General features: G+C 48.0%; 1 pseudogene. It reads right to left on the reverse strand.

Going from position 1 to position 943, the window contains the following annotated elements:
- Positions 1-129: 129 nt before the first annotated feature.
- A pseudogene (eutC, locus tag CGZ90_RS20205) lies at positions 130-943 on the reverse strand (ethanolamine ammonia-lyase subunit EutC); the annotation flags it as partial.

The raw sequence follows: 943 nt of genomic DNA on the forward strand, positions 1-943 counted from the left end.
GTCGTTGTCAGCATCCCGATGCTGCGGTGATGGTCTGCAAGCTGCAGTTCTTTTTTCAATGCTGCGTCAACGTTCGGAATAACCTGCATGGCAAGTATTTCTGCTTTTAATCTCATGTTTTGCACCTCCTTAGTTTTCTTTTTTGATGAGCTCGATCCCGCTCGCTTTATAATGCAGAACCTTCTGAAGCACACTGCCGAGATAGGCTCCTGCCTCAGCTGGCGGAATTCCGCCGGCATGGATGTTAGACACTACCATTCTGTTTGCCTCGATCATCCCGTGCCNNGCTTGTAGCATATATAAGCAGAGAGAGATTCAGCGCTGATCAATCCCGGCCTCTCGCCGATCAAAAGTATGATCACCTCAGGCTTCAATATCTCCCCTATATCATCCATGACCGCGACTCTTCCGTTCTTCACATAAAAGGGTGTTCCAGCTGAAAGACCGAGCTGTTTGAGAGACTGCTGAAGTGATAAATAAACATCCTCCGCATTCTTTTCGACCGCTTCTGAACTTAGGCCGTCTGACAGCACAATCTGGACCTGCGGCTCTTTCTGGCATTTTTGCGCGATCGTGTCTTTCCCATCCTGGTTCAGCTTCCGCCCTAGATCAGGTCTTAGGATGAACTCGCTTTTCTCGTCAACCTGAGACTGGACAGTGAACAGATCTAATTTATTCAGAAGTTCTTCTGTTACTTCTCCGTAAACTGCATCAACAGCTGCTGCATGGTCTAGCCTGAACTTCAGCAGTGCTTTTGTCGGCGGTCTTACTCCCGCTCTGCCGATACCGATACGGGACGGTGTTTTAGCTTGATGCTCTTTAACAAGTTCAGGGTCTTTCAAGCCTTCGCGATTTTCGGTAAAATCAGCTTCCGGAAGATCTTCATTTTCAGGCTGTCTTACTGTTTTCGCTCCTGAAAACGTTGGGATGGTGTCCAAGTTTC

It is taken from the genome of Fictibacillus aquaticus, from assembly GCF_002245695.1.
Taxonomy (GTDB): Bacteria; Bacillota; Bacilli; order Bacillales; family Fictibacillaceae; genus Fictibacillus; species Fictibacillus aquaticus.